At 71.2% G+C, this 16,378-nt stretch carries 17 protein-coding genes and 1 pseudogene; 4 read left to right on the top strand and 14 right to left on the bottom strand.

Annotated features, from left to right (window positions below):
• Positions 1-6: 6 nt before the first annotated feature.
• From SM450_RS19355 to SM450_RS19325, 7 genes are all read right to left on the bottom strand, one after another.
• Positions 7-753 carry an urease accessory protein UreD gene (locus SM450_RS19355; protein ID WP_474621139.1) on the bottom strand — a complete coding sequence of 249 codons (747 nt, stop codon included), beginning with the start codon at positions 751-753 and terminating at the stop codon, positions 7-9.
• Entirely contained in the window at positions 753-1,523 is a 771-nt protein-coding gene (gene ureG, locus SM450_RS19350) for an urease accessory protein UreG (protein WP_474621138.1), read from the bottom strand. The genes SM450_RS19355 and ureG overlap by 1 nt, the downstream gene beginning before the upstream one ends.
• The gene (locus SM450_RS19345; RefSeq protein ID WP_474621137.1) at positions 1,513-2,205 is read right to left on the bottom strand and encodes an urease accessory protein UreF; all 693 of its coding nucleotides are present in this window, start codon (positions 2,203-2,205) and stop codon (positions 1,513-1,515) included. The genes ureG and SM450_RS19345 overlap by 11 nt, the downstream gene beginning before the upstream one ends.
• On the bottom strand, positions 2,205-3,908 hold the full coding sequence (locus tag SM450_RS19340) for an urease subunit alpha (protein WP_474621136.1): 1,704 nt from the start codon (positions 3,906-3,908) through the stop codon (positions 2,205-2,207). The genes SM450_RS19345 and SM450_RS19340 overlap by 1 nt, the downstream gene beginning before the upstream one ends.
• Positions 3,905-4,285, bottom strand: coding sequence for an urease subunit beta (locus tag SM450_RS19335; protein WP_474621135.1), 381 nt, complete (start codon positions 4,283-4,285; stop codon positions 3,905-3,907). Before SM450_RS19335 ends, SM450_RS19340 begins: the two co-directional genes overlap by 4 nt.
• On the bottom strand, positions 4,282-4,584 hold the full coding sequence (locus SM450_RS19330; RefSeq protein ID WP_222957358.1) for an urease subunit gamma: 303 nt from the start codon (positions 4,582-4,584) through the stop codon (positions 4,282-4,284). The genes SM450_RS19335 and SM450_RS19330 overlap by 4 nt, the downstream gene beginning before the upstream one ends.
• Before the next feature lie 90 nt (positions 4,585-4,674).
• Positions 4,675-4,812, bottom strand: coding sequence for a hypothetical protein (locus SM450_RS19325; protein WP_474621134.1), 138 nt, complete (start codon positions 4,810-4,812; stop codon positions 4,675-4,677).
• Between the two features lie 152 nt (positions 4,813-4,964).
• Between SM450_RS19325 and SM450_RS19320 the strand changes: the two genes are divergently transcribed.
• On the top strand, positions 4,965-5,552 hold the full coding sequence (locus SM450_RS19320; protein WP_474621133.1) for a hypothetical protein: 588 nt from the start codon (positions 4,965-4,967) through the stop codon (positions 5,550-5,552).
• 51 nt (positions 5,553-5,603) lie between these two features.
• On the opposite strand, the gene SM450_RS19315 is transcribed toward SM450_RS19320, so the two are convergent.
• Positions 5,604-6,203, bottom strand: coding sequence for a TetR/AcrR family transcriptional regulator (locus tag SM450_RS19315; protein WP_474621132.1), 600 nt, complete (start codon positions 6,201-6,203; stop codon positions 5,604-5,606).
• Between the two features lie 98 nt (positions 6,204-6,301).
• On the opposite strand from SM450_RS19315, the gene SM450_RS19310 reads away from it, so the two are divergent.
• Positions 6,302-7,396 carry a saccharopine dehydrogenase family protein gene (locus tag SM450_RS19310; RefSeq protein ID WP_474621131.1) on the top strand — a complete coding sequence of 365 codons (1,095 nt, stop codon included), beginning with the start codon at positions 6,302-6,304 and terminating at the stop codon, positions 7,394-7,396.
• A gap of 263 nt (positions 7,397-7,659) precedes the next feature.
• On the opposite strand, the gene SM450_RS19305 is transcribed toward SM450_RS19310, so the two are convergent.
• The 6 genes from SM450_RS19305 to SM450_RS19280 form a co-directional block, all read right to left on the bottom strand.
• On the bottom strand, positions 7,660-8,706 hold the full coding sequence (locus tag SM450_RS19305) for a LacI family DNA-binding transcriptional regulator (protein ID WP_474621130.1): 1,047 nt from the start codon (positions 8,704-8,706) through the stop codon (positions 7,660-7,662).
• A 117-nt stretch (positions 8,707-8,823) separates the two neighbouring features.
• Positions 8,824-11,307, bottom strand: a complete 2,484-nt coding sequence (locus SM450_RS19300) for an alpha/beta hydrolase-fold protein (protein WP_474621129.1) — start codon at positions 11,305-11,307, stop codon at positions 8,824-8,826.
• A 489-nt stretch (positions 11,308-11,796) separates the two neighbouring features.
• Complete coding sequence (locus tag SM450_RS19295; RefSeq protein ID WP_474621128.1) at positions 11,797-13,563, bottom strand: thiamine pyrophosphate-dependent enzyme; 1,767 nt, start codon at positions 13,561-13,563, stop codon at positions 11,797-11,799.
• 143 nt (positions 13,564-13,706) lie between these two features.
• Positions 13,707-13,886: a YetF domain-containing protein gene (locus tag SM450_RS19290; protein WP_474621127.1), complete on the bottom strand. Its 180-nt coding sequence runs from the start codon at positions 13,884-13,886 to the stop codon at positions 13,707-13,709.
• Positions 13,887-13,900: 14 nt separating this feature from the next.
• A complete protein-coding gene (locus tag SM450_RS19285; protein ID WP_474621126.1) occupies positions 13,901-14,128 on the bottom strand; it encodes a hypothetical protein in 228 nt (75 codons plus the stop codon).
• Between the two features lie 15 nt (positions 14,129-14,143).
• A complete protein-coding gene (locus SM450_RS19280; protein ID WP_474621125.1) occupies positions 14,144-14,326 on the bottom strand; it encodes a hypothetical protein in 183 nt (60 codons plus the stop codon).
• Between the two features lie 257 nt (positions 14,327-14,583).
• Between SM450_RS19280 and SM450_RS19275 the strand changes: the two are divergent.
• Positions 14,584-14,778: pseudogene (locus SM450_RS19275) on the top strand (low temperature requirement protein A); the annotation flags it as partial.
• A 106-nt stretch (positions 14,779-14,884) separates the two neighbouring features.
• Positions 14,885-16,093, top strand: coding sequence for a DUF2254 domain-containing protein (locus SM450_RS19270; protein WP_474621124.1), 1,209 nt, complete (start codon positions 14,885-14,887; stop codon positions 16,091-16,093).
• The last annotated feature ends 285 nt before the right edge of the window (positions 16,094-16,378 follow it).

The raw sequence follows: 16,378 nt of genomic DNA, 5'->3' as shown, positions 1-16,378 counted from the left end.
GCCGCCTCACCCCACCTCGGCGCGCAGCGGCGCGACCGCCACGTCGAGGTGGGCGCGCAGCGTGTGCGCGTCGGGAGCGGTGGCGGTCCACAGTGTCGCCGGACCACCGGCCAGGGGCAGCCGGGCGAGGGTGCCCTCGACCCTCGCGGCCTCGTGGGGCAGCGACGCGTCCAACACAAGCAGCGACCCGGTGGCCGGCGCGCCGCCGAGCACCGCGGGGCCGGCCCAGCCGGACGCGCCCGGTCCCACGGCCAGCGACTGGCGCAGCAGCGGCCGGCCGTCGTGGTCGACCCGGGTGTGCACTACCGCGTCGCCCGGCGCCTCGCCGTACCGGCCGCAGATCACCTCGTCGCGCCAGGTCAGCCTCGCCCCGGCGGCCAGCTCGACCCGGGACTCGGCGAGGTGGGCGCAGCCGGCCGCCGCGACCAGTTGCTCGGGCAGCCAGTGCAGCGCGCCGCCGTCGTGCACCACGGCGTCGACCGCCATCCGCGACACCGCGCCGGGCCGGCCGGGCAGGGCGACCGAGGCGGCGACGGTGTGTACCCGCACCGCCGCCCCCGGTCCCACCTCGATGTCCAGCCGCAGGTCGTCGCCGGCGAGCGGGCCGGCCGCCCCGCCGACGACGTACACGGTCACGCCCCGACCGCTGCCCGGCGTCTGTCGCAGCAGCAGCGGCGTCTCACCGCGCAACTCGGCCAGGACCGTGCCGCCCCGCCCGTCGGCCCGAGCGACCAGCCGGGCGTACGCGCGCATCAGGCCGGGCCGACCCGCGCGACGATCGGGTGCCGGGCCGCGTGGTGCGCCAGTTCGTGGCGGACCCAGTCGGCGACCCGCCCCGCCGTCGGGTCGCCGACGATCGACAGGAACACGGTCGGCAGGTCGCCACGCCGGGCCCGCGCGTCCCGGTCCATGACGGCCAGGTCCGCGCCGACCATCGGGGCCAGGTCGGTCTTGTTGATCACGAGCAAGTCGGCGGACGTCACCCCGGGTCCGCCCTTGCGCGGCACCTTGTCCCCGCCGGCCACGTCAACCACGAATATCTGCCGGTCCACCAGGCCCCGACTGAACGTGGCGGTCAGGTTGTCCCCGCCGCTCTCGACAAGCACCAGGTCCAGCGGGCCCACCGCCTCGGCCAACTCGTCCACGGCGTCGAGGTTGGCCCCGATGTCGTCCCGGATGGCGGTGTGCGGGCAACAACCGGTCTCCACGGCGCGGATCCGGGCCGGGTCCAGCACGCCCGCCCGCTTGAGGAAGTCGGCGTCCTCGGTCGTGTAGATGTCGTTGGTGACCACGCCGAGTCGCAGCTCGCCGGCGAACGCCCGGCACAGGGCCGCCACCAGGGCGGTCTTGCCAGACCCGACCGGCCCGCCGATGCCGACGCGCAGCGCCCGGCCGGCAGGTGCCAGCGGCGGATGCGGGTCCACCCCCGGATCGGGGTGGGTGTGCGGAACGGTCTCGTCGTGCGGGGCGGGATTCTTCTCGGCAGTGGGCGCAGCGGTCGGCACAACGGTGTCAGGACGCAAAGAGACGCACCTCCCAGGTGGCATGAGCTTCGGCATGGATGTCGGCAAGGGGCGCGGCTGCCGCGGGCAGCCGCTCGGGTGGGTCGTCGGCGGCCCGGGCCGCCTCCGCGGCGGTGCCGTCGCACCGGAGGGCGAGACCGACAAGCAGGGCCTGGACCTGGTACGGGTCGAGGCCGAGCAGGCGTACGCCAGCGCTTGCCGCACCGGTCACCGTCCCGTGGGCGGCGACCGTGGCGGTCTCGGCGCGGCTCAGGCCGGCGGCGGCGCAGAGCAGCCCGAGCACCAACGGCTGGTGCGCACCGCCGGGTGTGGAGGGCAGGTCGTCGAAGGACGCCGCCGGCCAGATGGCCCGACCCGCGCGCAGCAGAGCCCGTCCCTGGCGACGGGACACCGCGCGCAGCGCCGGTGCCGTCGTCCGGGCGTCCAGCTCCGCGTCGAGCAACGCAAGCGTGGACCCGCGTACGGCGGAACCGGCCGAGGTCACCGCCCGGTGCGCCGCCGCCGCGAACGCCGCGCCGACCAGCCCGGCGGTGGCCAGCCGGCCGGCCAGGAACGCCTCCAACGAGGCCAGGTCGGTGACCCGGCCGGCGGCGACGGCCGCCTCCAGGCCGCCGGAGTGGGCGTGCGCGCCGGCCGGGAAACGACCGTCGGCAAGCAGCAGGAGCAGACTCGACGTCGCCATCAGAACAGGAAGTACCGCTGGGCCATCGGCAGGCGTGGCACCGGTTCCGGCTCCACCACCTGGCCGTCGATCCGCACGGTGAAGGTGTCCGGGTCCACCTCGATCCGGGGCATCGCGTCGTTCTCCGGCAGGTCGGCCTTGCCCCGCGAGCGCACGTCCGCGACGGGCACCACCCGTCTCCGCACGTCGAGGCGCAGCCCGGCGTCGAGCGCGGCCGGCGCGACGAACGTCAGGCTGGTGGCCGACGCCGCGGCGCCGTACGCCCCGAACATCGGGCGCGGCAGCATCGGCTGCGGCGTGGGGATGGACGCGTTGGCGTCACCCATCTGGGCGTACGCGATCATGCCGCCCTTGAGCACCAGGTGCGGTCGTACGCCGAAGAACGCCGGATCCCACAGCACCAGGTCGGCCAGCTTGCCCGGCTCGACCGAGCCGATCTCGGCGTCCAGCCCGTTCGCCATCGCCGCGCAGATGGTGTACTTCGCCACGTACCGGCGGGCCCGGTGGTTGTCTGCCGCGCCGTCGCCTGGCAGCGCGCCGACCCGCTCCTTCATGACGTGCGCGCTCTGCCAGGTACGCAGGATCACCTCGCCCACCCGGCCCATCGCCTGCGCGTCGGAGCCGATGATCGAGATCGCGCCGAGGTCGTGCAACAGGTCCTCGGCGGCCATCGTGGACGGCCGGATGCGGCTCTCGGCGAACGCCAGATCCTCCGGCACGGACGGGTTGAGATGGTGGCAGACCATCAGCATGTCCAGGTGCTCGGCGAGGGTGTTGGCGGTGTACGGCCGGGTCGGGTTGGTCGACGACGGCAACACGTTGGGCTCGCCGGCCACCGTGATGATGTCCGGCGCGTGCCCGCCTCCCGCACCCTCGGTGTGGTACGAGTGGATGGCCCGGCCGGCGATCGCCCGCAGCGTGTCGGCCACGAAACCGGCCTCGTTGAGGGTGTCGGTGTGGATGGACACCTGCACCCCGGAGGCGTCCGCCACCCGCAGGCAGGCGTCGATCGCCGCAGGTGTGGTGCCCCAGTCCTCGTGCAGCTTGAAACCGCCCGCGCCGGCGCGCAACTGCTCCCACAGCGCCTTCGGCGAGACGGTGTTGCCCTTGCCGAGCAGCAGCACGTTGACCGGCAGCGTGTCGAGCGCCTCGTGCATGCGGGCCAGGTGCCAGGCGTTCGGGGTGACAGTCGTGGCCCGGGTGCCCTCGGCGGGGCCGGTGCCGCCGCCGACGAGCGTGGTGATGCCGCTGGCGAGCGCCTCGGTGACGATCTGCGGGCAGATGAAGTGCACGTGGGTGTCGACGGCGCCGGCCGTGAGGATCCGGCCGTTCCCGGCGATGACCTCGGTGGCCGGGCCGATGACCAGCTCGGGGTGGACGCCGGGCATGGTGTCCGGGTTGCCGGCCCGGCCGAGGGCGACGATCCGTCCGTCGCGCAGACCCACGTCGGCCTTGACCACGCCCCAGTGGTCGAGCACCACCGCGCCGGTGATGACGGTGTCGAGGGCGCCCTCGGCGCGGGTCGCCCGCGACTGGCCCATCGACTCGCGGATCACCTTCCCGCCGCCGAAGACCGCCTCGTCGCCGCCCACGCAGTGGTCGGTCTCCACCTCGATCAGCAGGCTCGTGTCGGCCAGCCGGACGCGGTCGCCGGTGGTCGGCCCGTACAGGTCGATGTAGCGGTCCCGCCGCACCGCGCTCACCGCGCCGGCCCGTCGGTCGTCGGCGCCCCGCTCGTCGCCGGGCCTGTTCCCGGCGCGGTCGCTGACGCTTCGTCGAGCGGCCCGGCGCACTCGCCCCGGAGACCGGGCACGACGCGGGCCCCGCCGAGCGGGACCAGCTCGACGGTGCGGCTCACGCCCGGCTCGAACCGGACCGAGGTGCCCGCCGGAACGGCGAGACGCTGACCCCAGGCGGCGGCCCGGTCGAACATCAGGGCCGGGTTGGCCTCGGCGAAGTGGTAGTGCGAGCCGACCTGCACCGGACGGTCGGCGGTGTTGACCACGACCACTGTGGTCACCGGCCGACCCACGTTGATCTCGACCGGGTCGGCCGCCGGCAGGATCTCCCCGGGGATCACGGGATCGGGTGGTGCACCGTCACGAGCTTGGTACCGTCCGGGAACGTCGCCTCCACCTGCACCTCCCTCAGCAGCTCGGGGATGCCGTCCTGGACGTCATCGCGGCCGAGCACCGTCCGTCCGGCCGACATGAGGTCGACCACCGACCGTCCGTCGCGGGCCCCTTCGAGCAGGAAGGCGGTGATGATCGCGACGGCTTCGGGATAGTTGAGTCGCAGGCCGCGCTCGCGGCGGCGGCGGGCGACGTCTGCCGCGACGTGGACGAGCAGGCGGTCCTGCTCGTGCGGGCTGAGGAACACGGGATTCTCCGGTGGGGATCGGCGTGGCCCGCTCGCCGCCGGCTCCGGCGGAGCCGCGCCGGGCAGCACCACCCGGAGAACGAGCTGGAGTCACACGACCGCCGCGACGACCGCCGACGGGTTGGCCCGGGACTCCACCATCCCGGCCCGCACGACGGGCACCCGGCGGTGTCGGTCGGATGCGGACCGCACCGCCCACCGCTTCAGCAGACCGTAGAGGATCGTCACCGGCGGGGGCAACAGTGTGCTCGGGACGAGGGATCGAGCCGCGCCGGCGTCGAGGTCGGGGTGAGGTGGCGGCGGGTGCCGGATCTGGGCCGCGACGGTGGTCGAGTTTCTCGCTGAGGGAGGGCGTTCCGGGTCGCCGCTATCTTGTGGCCATGGGAGTGGATACCGCTTCGGCGTACGAGGTTCGACAGAGTCGGCTCAGGACCGCGGGCATTGTGGTGTTGTGCAGCCTGTTGCCGGTCACGGCCATGGTGATCGGCCTACAGGACCTGTCCGTCCGTTACATGTTCTTCATCATCGGGCTGGGATTCGAGGCCACCATCCTCGCCCTGTTTCGTCGTCGCGTGGGTAGCGCGGTGCGGCGGGATCTGCTCTTCGCCCTTGACGAGCAGGGCGTCTACCTGGGCCCGGACAAGTACGGCCGGCCGGCGACGCGTGAGTCGTGGTCCAACATCGACTCGATCGTGCACTTCAAGGGCACTGTCTGGACGACCAGCACCAGGCCAAATCCCGACCGCCATGTAGGCATCGTCCAGGGCGGCAGAATCATCACGTCGCGGGCGATCGAAGGCTGGTGGTTCAGCGTCCGGCGCGCCGCCGCAGCCGCCGACCACTTCGGCGGAGGAACGCCGGTGCTCAGGGCGCCATACTTCGATCAGGTGCCGCGTGAGTGGTTTCACACCATCCGCCTGCCGCGAGAGTGGCTTGCCGCCAATTCCGGATCCCGCGCGGACGGATGATGGCGCGCGGGGGCGGGCTCGCTGTCGCGCGGGCCCGCGCCGCCCCCTCGATCAACAGGATCCGCCGGCCACCCCGGCGCCTGGCACCTCCAGCGCCGTCCGCAGCGACGCCAACGCCTCGGTCAGGAAATGCCCCAGTGGCAGGTCGTCGCCGTCCTGGTCAAGCCACTGCTGAAGCGATACCGACAACAGCGTCACACCGGTCTCGGCGAGCAGCGCCGCCGTCATCGGTGAGACGCCCCGCTCCCGGAAGCCCGCGCTGATCGCCTCGCAGACACCTTCGCGCTTGCGGAGTTCCCGCTCACCGAGACCCGGATCGGACCGCACGATCTCCCGCCGCCGCCGCAACTCGGCGCGTCGACCCTCGAACCGGGCGTCCACAACCGTCCGCAGGGCGCCGAAGATCAGCGCCAGCGGGTCGACCTCCGCCGGCGCCTCGATGATCATGCGGCGGGCCATGGCGGGCAACTCGCTCTCCCCGGCGAAGAGCACCTCGCGCTTGTCCGCATAGTGCCGGAAGAAGGTGCGAGTGGTGAGGCCGGCCCGTTCCGCGATCTGCGGAACCGTCGTCGCGGCGAAGCCCTGCTCGGCGAAGAGTTCGAGAGCGGCCTGTTCGAGCCGTTCCCGCGCGTCCGGACGCCATCTGCTCACCGGGCCGACTCTACCGCGATGACATGCCATGACATCACGGTGTACGGTGATGACATGGCGTGTCATCAGGATGCGCGGACAGGAAACGGAGACCGTTCATGGGCGCAGAGGTCTGGATTCTTGGCGGGACCGGCCGCAGCGGCCGGGCCATCGCGGCCGAGCTGGCCCGTCGCGGGCTGCCAGCGGTCCTGGTCGGTCGGGACGCGAGCCGCCTGGCCGCCGCCGCGCAGGCGACCGACGCCGGGACGCTGGTGGCCGAGTCACTCGCCGCCACCGCCGAACAGATCCGCCGGCAGCGCCCGGCCGTGGTCATCAACACGATCGGGCCGTTCACGACGACCGCCGGACCGCTCATCGACGCCTGCCTGGCCGGCAGCCACTACGTCGACCTGGCCAACGACGTCGCGGCGGTGTCCGCCACACTCGATCTCCACTCCGCCGCGACGGCCGCCGACCGCACGCTCGTCACCGGTGCCGGGTTCGGCGTCACCGCCACCGAGAGCGTTGTCGTGAAACTGTGCGACGGCCGTCCCACACCGCTGCGGGTTCGGGTCGACATGGTGCCCTCGCTGGCCATCGAGGAAGGACCGGTCGGTGCGGCCCTGGCCGCCACCATCCTGGACGGCCTGCCCGGCCTGCCGGGCGGAGGCCGCTATCAGGGCCGCCAGATCGCGGACGGTCGACTGGTGCCGGCCCGGCTCGCCGGCGACGCCCGACGGCTCACCCTGCCGGACGGCTCCCAGGTGACCACGGCGAGCATGCCGCTCGGCGAACTACTCGCGGCGCACCGGGCCAGTGGCGCCCGATTCGTTGTCTCGGCGTCCAGCGAAGCGCCCTCCGCGCCGCTGATCCGGACGGTGCTGCCCGCCGCGACCGCACTGCTGCGGTGGGCCCCACTGCGGGAGTTCGCCAAGCGTCGGCTCGCCCGCGTGCGAATGAAGGCGGCCGACCGACCCCGCCAGCACTCCTGGGGGCACGCGGTCGTGACCTGGGCAGACGGTGAAACCCGGGAAGGCTGGCTCAGGCTCGGCGAGGCTCAGGCGTACACCGGAGCCGTACCCGCCGAGATCACCCGCCGGCTGCTGGCCGGCGACGGCCAGCCAGGCGCCTACACCCCGGCCGCCCTCTTCGGCGCCGCTCTGGCCGAATCCTGCGGTGGCGAGTACCTACTGCCGCAGCCGAGCCGGCGATGATCCACCACGGCCTCCGTGGCCAGTTCGACCACGGCCGGCCGATTCGCGGCGGTCGCGGTAACCAGAACCGGTCGGCGCGCCGGCCCCGCCGTCCGGTCTCCGGTGGGGTCGGCCCGGGAGAAGGCCGGTCGTCGGGAGATTCCGAGCGCGGTGGTGTTGGACGCCCGGTCAGGCTCTCCGGCCTGCTTCGGGTCGCGGCGGCCGATCCTGCCGCTGTTGTCCTAGGGCTAGGGGCCGGACGTGTCCGCTGTGACAGGACGGCCTCAGCGCAGTGTCGACTGCCTCTGGATCAGTTCGAAGTCGACGACTGTCCTCCGGGCCGCCGGCTGTTCCTCTCGCGGCACCCCGTCGAACTGGAGCTGGATCCGCTCTTCCAACAGGGCGACCGCCTGGTGTGCGATCACGTCGCGTCCGGGGTCGATGGTGCTCAGCGGAGGTCGGGAGTAGTTCGCTTCGTCGATGTTGTCGAAGCCGATCAGCAGGACGTCCTCGGGAACCCGGAGGCCGCGGTCCTGAAAGGCGGCGAGCGCACCCAGCGCGAGTGTGTCGGCGAACGCCACAACCGCGTCGGGTTTGACGCCGCTGTCAAGGATGCGAGCGATCGTCGTGGCGCCGGTGGAGTGAAAATAGTCGGGCACACCGATGATCGCGCGTGGGTCGATGTCGAACCCTCGCGACTGGAGGGCGTCCCGGAAGCCCTGGAACCGCAGCGTTCCGCTGCTCGGCGACGGGTCGTCCTTGACTCCCAGGGGAACCACCGTGGTCGCACCCCGGCCCAGGACGTGCTCGGTCGCCGCACGTGCTCCCTCGACGTTGCTCATCGTGACGTGGTCGAGGCCACCATCGAACACCCGCTCGCCCAGGAGCACGAGGGGGAAGTCGACGTCGAACAGCGGGAGGTCCTTCTTGCCCAGCGCGAGCGGGGAGTACAGCACGCCGTCGAAGCGTGACCGGTAGCTGCCGTCAAGTACGCGCAACTCGCGGTCGCGCTCAGCGTTGGTCTGCTCGATGAAGACGGTCAGGCCTCGCCTGGATGCCTCTCGCATGACGGCGTCCGCAAGTTCGGCGAAGTACACAACGCGCAGCGACGGCAGCACCAAAGCGATCGCCCCGGTCCGGCCCCGGCTCAGGTTCCGCGCCGACACATTCACGTGGTAGCCCAGCTCACGGATCGCGTCGTCCACCCGCTCGCGGGTTTCCGGACGCACGTACTGATAGCCGTTGAGGATGTTGGACACCGTCTTGAACGACACCCCGGCGAGTCGGGCGACGTCGCGCATCGTCGCCGACCTGTTGGTCTTGCGTGCCACAGCCCCTCCCGCCGCTCGTCGATTCGTCGGCAAGCGTATAAGACTGCACCATTCACAATCCCAGGACGCAGCGGCCGGCCCGCCCGATCCGGGGCGCGCCGGCCGCATGACGCGAGGTCAGTTGATGGTCAGGGCGATGGCGTGAACGGAGCCGCGGACCGGGTCGATCTGCAACTCGTAGGCACCCGGGGCGAGCCCGGTGGTGTCCCAGTGGAAGATGTACTGGTTTCTTGCGGCGCTGTAGCGTGCGGTGTTGTCCGCCCTCTTCGTGACAGGTGTGGCCGGAACGCGGTTGCCGGCCACACCGTCGGTCTTCTTCACGAGGTAGAGACGCGGTCGCGCGTCGGTGACCGTCTCGCCGTCTGCGTCGGTCACGGTGAACTTGACCGGCACGGGGTGTCCGGCTTTGACGATGTCGGAGCCGTCGCCGGCCAGCGGTGGCCGCACCCCGCCGAACCGGTACTCGGGCACGAAGATCCGCGGCACGAAATCGATCAGATCCGCCATCCAGGTGTCGAAGCCATGCGGTCCGACCCAGGTGCCGGCGTACTCGTATTCGAGGCCCTGGGAGGTCAGCCACTGCATCGCGTTCTGGGTTAACGTGTACGTGAAGTCGACGTCACCGGAGTACAGCCTTGCCAGCTTGGTGCTTTCGTTGACCGCCTGGACGTCGACGGTGGGGTAGGAGAGCAGGCCCCCCGAGAAGGCACCGATGTAGGCGAACTCGCCCGGGTGGCTGAGCCAGGCGCCGAGGGTGTTCATGGCTCCCCACGACAGACCGGCGAGCGCCTGCTCATTCGGATCAGTCGAGATGTTGTACTTTTCCACCGCGGTTCGCATCACGTGCTGGCTGAGGTCGGTCCAGAAGTCGACGCCGTTCTGGTCGGGCATGACCACAACCATCGGCACCATTGTCCCGTTGAGGTAGCTGTTGTCGAGAATCTGCTTGGCACGCCCGGTTTCGAGCCAGCTGCCGTAGTTCTGGCCCCCGCCGTGGTACAGGTACAGCACGGGGTAGGCAGCTTCGCGGTCCGCATCGTAGCCTGGCGGCGTCCAGACGTACGCGTAGCGCTCTGCGCCCTGGCCTCCGTCGTAGGTCATCAGCGAGACCGTGCCGCCCCTGCCTTCGGGGACATCGGCCAGCATCGCATCGGACTTACCCGGCACGAAAAGCTGCGACTCCATCACGTGTGTGTTGACGGTGTCGGCCGGGTCCTTCATGTCGACGCCGTCGACCACGTACCGGTAGTAGTAGTAGCCGTCGAGCGGTCCAATCGTCGTTCGCCAGCGGCCGTCGGGCTGCTTGTTCATCGGGATCCGGAACCATTGGCCATTCGGAGCCCAGTTGCCCCAGATCGTGACGTCCTTGGCGCCAGCCCACTGGGTGCCGGTCTCGAAAGTGACGATGCCGTGCGGGTCGATGTGCGGGGTCGTGATCGACCCGGCCCCCGGGGGCTCGTACGGCCGGGTCAGCGCGCGGTGTCCCTTGCTGGCGCCGTGGCGGACGACCTTCTGTCCGAAGAGCCGAGCGGCGAAGTCCCGCAGGTTCTCCCGCCACGCGTCCCAGGTGGCGCCGTCGTCGGGGTTGACGCCGTCGAACTCGAACTTCACGCCGGACTTTTTCAGGTCCGCCAGCAGGTCGTAGTTGTCGTTGTAGGACGGATCGAGCGTGTTGCCGACGTATGCCCGGAGCAGTTTGGTGCCCTTGTTGATGGCCTTGGCCTCCGCCTTGGTGATCGGGCCGTCGACAGAGCCGGAGAAGGAGCCGACGTAGGCGAATGCGCCGGGATCGCTGCGGAGGATGCTCATCGCCTGCTCGGCACCCGTGGCGACACCGGCCAGCGCCTGACTCTTGGGCCGAGACGAGATGTGGTAGCCGGCCCGTGCTGCGGGGACGATGGCGTTGAGCAGCTCGGCGCGGGGGTCGGCGGAATTGGCGTCAGCCATGACGACCACCATCGGCTTGGCGTCCCCGCCTGCGACCAGGTTGTCGAGGATCTGCTTCGCCCGGCCCAGTTCCAGCCACTCACGAGCGGTCTGACCCTCGCTGCTCAGCAGGTACAGGACCGGGTACGCCTCGGCCCGGGCGGAGTCGTAGCCGGGCGGCGTCCACACCAAGGCGGTGCGGCCCTCCGCCGCCGCTGCGCTCGGGTAGGACAGTTCCTCCACCGTCCCGCCCGCAGCGATGTCGTCCATCCACGCGACCGACTCACCCGGCACGAAGAAGGTGTTCCAGTTTGGCTTCGACGTCACCGCCACCGGGCTGCCAGGCTGGCGGAAGGACACCTTCGACCTGTCCTGCATGGTCGCGGTGTACTGGTAGTAGTACAGCCCAGGATCGAGCGGACCGACGTTCGCGGCGTAGTCCGAGCCGCTCGGGTCGAGCGCGAGCGCCGACCAGGTGCCGCTCGGGCCGATGTTCGCCTCCAGTTCGAGCGTTGCCGGCGTTCCGCCGACGATGCTGCTGGCCTGCGACTGCGGCACCTTGAAGTAGTGATAGACGTCGTCGTTCGAATGCCACGTGTCGGTCGCGGCAGCCGCCGGGGCGGCCGCGATGACTGACACCACCACCAAAGCCGCGGCTGTGACAAGGCTGGTCATTCGGGCGCCAATGGTGTGTGACATCGCGTCGCTGCTCCTCTCAGAGCGTCAAGGCATTCCCGCATCGAAGGCACGCGCCTCACCATCGAGATCGGCCACCGAAACCCTCCCGACAGCCGCGACAGCTTACATTCACGCCCGTCACTACATTTCCTACACCGGTGTAGAGCGAACGGCAAGTGACCTCTTCATGCCCCCGACTCCGTGGTGGATCCTGCACTCGACGCCGACCGGACTTCGAAAGCCAACATAACGGGCAGCCGCTTCACGGCGATTCACGCCTGCTGACCTGCATTTTCATGCCGTTCAACGCAGCTGGCGCGCCCTTCCTTGGAGCGCCTGCGTGAATACGGCCCACACCAAGCCCACCGAAATGCGGGAACGGCACTCCAGCAGGTCAGCGATTTATCCATTGATGGCGGAGCGCGGTCAGGTCGATGTCGCGGGCCGGCTCGGGTGGACGCAGGACCGGGTCGGGGAGCACCGCGGTCATGAGCGCAGCTCGTTGATCTTGTCGCGGGCGACGGACGCGACGGTGGCGACCTTGTGCGGCTGCCCGCGTAGGAACGCCTCGGTGAAGTGTTTCGCCTGGTCATATTTGATCTTGCCGGGCATCGGCGGCTCGTTCGGGTTGACGTCGCAGTCGACGAGCGCCGGACCGGGGTGCGCGAGGGCCTCCCGGATCGCGCCCGGCAGCACCTTCGCGTCGGTCACCTTCACCCCGAACGCGCCGCAGCCGCGCGCCCAGGTGGAGAAGTCGGCCTCCGGCTGGCGGTGCCGCACCGCGTACTCGGGATAACCGAGGATGATCTGCTCCCACAGGATCTGCCCGTACGAGTTGTTGTTGTTGACCACCACCTTGATCGGCAGGTCGTGCCGGACCGCGGTGAGGAACTCGGCCATCAGCATGGCGAAGCCGCCGTCGCCGACGAACGCGATCACCTGCCGGCCCGGATAGGCGTGCTGCATGGCGATGGCATAGGGCAGGCCGGGCGCCATGGTGGCCAGGTTGCCTGACAGGTAGAACTCCCGTTGCCCGCGGATCGTCCAGTGCCGCGCCGACCAGGTGGCGATGGTCCCCGAGTCGCAGGTCAGGATCGCGTCGTCCGCGGCGGCGTCGTCGACGCAGCCCATCAGGTACTGCGGCGCGATCGGTGACCGCTCCGGGTCCACCAGGCTGGTCATCTCCGACCGCCAGTCGCCCATCTTGCGCTGGTACTTCTCCAGGAACGACCGGTCCGGGGCATGGTCGAGCATCGGCAGCAGATCCCGCAGCGCCAGGCGGGCGTCCGCGCAGACCGGGGCGTCGACCGGCAGCCGCATCCCGATCAGGCTCGGGTCCACGTCGATCTGCACCACCTTCGCCTGCCCCGGGCCGGGCAGATACTTCCCGTACGGGAAGGACGTGCCCACCATCAGCAGCGCGTCGCACTCCTCCATCAGCTCCTCGCTCGGCGCGGTGCCGAGCAGGCCGAGCCCACCGGTGGTCAACGGGTGGTCGTCGGGCACCACCAGCTTCCCCGGCAACGTCTTGACGATCGGGCTGGCCAGGGCCTCGGCCACCGCCAGCACCTCCTCGCGGGCGCCGCGCGCGCCGACGCCGACAAGCATGGCCACCTTGCGGCCGGCCCTGAGCACCTCGGCCGCCTTCGCCAGCTCCCGCGGGTCGGCCGGCAACTGCGGGTACGACACCGTGGTGGCGCTCATCGGCGGCTTGCCCGGGCTCACGTGCCGGTACGGGTCGTCGGAGGCCGGCGCCACCTGCACGTCGTTGGGGAAGGTCAGGTGCGCCACGGTCCGCTTGCTCATCGCGTCACGGATCGCCAGGTCCACCACCGCCGGCATCTGCTGCGGGTTGGTGACCATCAGGTTGTAGGAGGCAACGTCCTGGTAGAGCTGGGTGGTGTGCACCTCCTGCTGGTAGTGCGCGCCAAGCACCGACGTCTCCTGCATGCCGGTGATCGCCAACACCGGCACGTGGTCGAGCTTGGCGTCGTAGAGCCCGTTGAGCAGGTGGATCGCCCCCGGCCCGGACGTGGCGCAGCAGACCCCCAGCCGGCCGGTGGCCTTGGCGTAGCCGGTGGCCATGAACGCCGCCGCCTCCTCGTGGTGCACAAGCACGAACCGCAGCTTCTCCCGCTGCCGGCGGAATCCCTCCATCAGGCCGTTGATGCCGTCGCCGGGTAGGCCGAACACGGTGTCGACCCCCCACTCCACCAGGCGTCGGGCCAGGCTCTCGCCCACGATCTCCTGCACGTCGTCCTCCTCTTCCGGGGTTCACCCGTCCTCGTCCGCGTCAGCGGGGTTTCACCGGACACCGCGGAGCAGGGCGGACGGGGCGGCGGCTACCCGGCCTCCCCCGCCACAAACCCACCAGGGTCGCCGGTTTCGGGCCGCCGTCACCCACGCCCGGTGTCCCCGGGCAGCACGGACAGCCGTCCCCGCCCCTCCAGCACGGCGATGTGCACGGCGTCGACCTCGCCCACCCCGCGCTCGCGCAGCAGGACGTCCAGGTCGGCCCGGGTCAGACCGGCGCGGTGCAGGTTGCCGGTGAGCACCCGGCCCCCGGCGACCACCACCGGCCCCTTCTCGATCAGCCCACCGCGCCGGACAGGTAGCTGGCGTCCGGGGCGCTGGGCAGCCGCCCGACGACCGCGCCCACCGCGACGGCCGCCACGAAGTCGTACGCGGACAGTTCCGCGAGGGTCCGGCGGCCACCGAGGCGCATCGCGAACACGGCGGTCAGGTAGAGCAGGAACGCCTTCACCGCCACCCAGACCAGCCAGCCCGGGTGACCGATGAGAGCGGTGACGGCATCCATCCCCGACGGCCGGGCTCAGGACCGCCGCATCGACCGTGCCGCGAGAAAACCGAGCAGCGCACCGACGGTCAGCGTCACCAACCCGCGCGCGGTGAGCGCGGAGCGCAACCGGCCCAGGCCCGCCTTCGGGTCCACCACGCTGCCGGCCACGTCGCCCGCGGCCCCCACCACCACGTCACCGAGCTTGCCGCGGTCCATGGCCCACCCCCTTGCCGAGAGCCGCCGGCTACCCGGTGGGACGCCCACCAAACGCTCACTCATCGCACCTTCCACTGCGTGCCCGCGGCGTACCCGTGGGGGCGCGTCGCACACCGCGATGCCGCAGCTCTCAGTCGGTGGCGGCGACGGCAAAGCCGGGATCCACCCGCGCCGGATGCCCGAGACTGGCCGGGTGAGCAGCCCACCGCGTCTCCGCCGGTCCCGGTGGTTGATCCCGGTGGCGCCGGGCAAGCCGGGTGACCCGGCTGGAGCCGTTCTACGACCTGATCTTCGTCTTCGCCTTCCTCAACGTCACCGGCCTCGTCGCCCGCGAGCCGGCCGCGTCGCAGGTGGTCGTCGTGGCGCTGCTCTGGTGGTGGTGGTGGTGGACCGGCTTCGCCGCCCTCGGCAACGTGGTCCGCGCCGATCATGGTGTGCTTCCGGTGCTCGGCTTCGGGATCATGGCAGCGGTGTTCGTGCTGGCGATCTCGATCCCGCAGGCCTTCGTCGATCAACTCGCCAGGTATGCAAATGGGCGCGACCGGGGACTACGGGGGGATGAGCGGCACTCCGCGCACCCTCCGGTCCCGCCTGGCGGCGGCCTGGTCCGGCTTCTGGCTGGTGCCGGCGGCGTTCGCCGCCGGGGCCGTGCTGCTGGCCCTCGGCCTGTCGGTGGCCGAGCTGCGGCTGGGCCTGCCGACCGGCGGGTTCCTGCCCAGCAGCGTCGCCGGCGCCCGGTCGCTGCTGTCGTCGATCATCACCGCGATGATCTCGTTCACCGCACTGGTCTTCTCGATCACCGTGGTGGCCGTCCAACTCGCCAGCAGCCAGTACTCCCCCCGGGTGCTGCGGACCTTTCTGCGGGACCGGATCACGCAAGCCGCTCTGGGCACCTTCCTGGCAACCGCGCTGTTCGCCATGGTGGTGCTGGCGGCGTTGCCGGCCGGCTCCGACGCCCGGCTGCCGGAGCTGTCGCTCGCCGTGACGATGGTCCTCGTGCTCGCCAGCAGCGGGCTGTTCGTCTACTACCTGCACCACGTCACCACCGTCATGCGGGTCTCACACATCATCGCGGCGGTCGGCGCCCAAACCCGCCGGGTCATCGAGGAGCAGTATCCGGTCGGACCGGCCGCCGCGCCCGCCGCGCCCCTGACCCCGCCGGTGCAGGTGATCAACTCGGTGCAGCCCGGCATGATCCAGCACGTCGACCTCGGCCGGCTCGCCGCGCTCGCCCGCGAACACGACTGCGCCCTGTCGGTCCTGCCCGCGCCGGGCGACTTCGTGGTGGCCGGGCAACCGCTTATCGCGGCCCACCCACAGCCCGGCGGCCCGTCCCCCACGCCCGTGCCGGACGCCCGTGCGTGCATCGCGGTGAACCTCGGCGTGGAGCGGACCCCCGGACAGGACGTCGGGTTCGGGTTCCGGCAGCTGACCGACATCGCCGAACGGGCCCTGTCCCCCGGGATCAACGACACCACCACCGCGGTGCGCAGCGTCCAGGAGATGCACGACCTGCTACGCCGCCTGGCCGGCCGCCAGGGTCACCGCCTGCTCGTCGACGACCCCGACGGCACACCGCGCGTACGGGCGCGGGCGCAGGACTTCGACGGCTTCCTCGCGGTCGCGGTCGACGACGTCCGGCGGGCGGGACGCGACCAGCCGCGGATCACCCGCCTCCTGGACGACGTGCTGGCCGATCTGCGTTCCGTGGCGCTGCCGGAACACCTGCCCGACATCGCCCGCAGGACCGAGAACCGGCAGGCATGAGTCGGCGGGCAGCAGCAGGTCGACGACCGGCGTGACCGGCTCGACCGTTAGCGGCCAGTTCCACACGGTCACGAGGACGGTCACGGTCACCAGTTCCGGCGGTTCCGCGCCGGCCGGATGGACGGACAGCACGAGGAGTGTCCCGTCGGTGAAGCGTCGGCTGCGGGTCCGCCGGCCGGCAGTGCGGGCGGGCGTCGCTGGGTACGGCCCGGAGCATCACGCTTGATCTCGTCCCAGTACACGATGAACGCCAGAGCCCCGTCGCGGACGGGGCGTGGGCTCTTC

Source organism: Micromonospora marincola, from assembly GCF_056150385.1.
The sequence above is the reverse complement of the archived record's forward strand: the minus strand, read 5'-3'. Positions and strand labels throughout refer to the sequence as shown.